The sequence below is a fragment of the Streptococcus mitis genome (genome assembly GCF_946190065.1).
Classification (GTDB): Bacteria; Bacillota; Bacilli; order Lactobacillales; family Streptococcaceae; genus Streptococcus; species Streptococcus mitis_DE.
Window position 1 is genome coordinate 1 of the sequence record NZ_CAMHZD010000296.1, and the last position, 209, is coordinate 209.

Annotated in this window: 1 protein-coding gene; it reads left to right on the forward strand. The window is 36.4% G+C overall.

Annotated elements, in window-relative coordinates; all coding sequences use genetic code 11:
- A partial coding sequence (locus OCF96_RS10155; protein ID WP_261447100.1) for a MucBP domain-containing protein occupies positions 1 to 209 on the forward strand: 209 nt, incomplete at both ends.

Sequence of the window (209 nt, forward strand, 5' to 3'; positions counted from 1 at the left end):
TTAGTTAAAACAAATAATGGACTAAAAGAAGGTTCAGCTACAGAAACAGGTAAAGTAACAGAAGCGAAACAAGAAGTCGTTTATGAGTACGCACCAAAAGTAGGTGGAAACGTCGAAGTGAAATATGTTATTGCAGGCACAGAAACAAACCTAAAAGATCCAGTAACATTAGTAACAAATGGACAAGTAGGAAGTGACTATACTGCAAC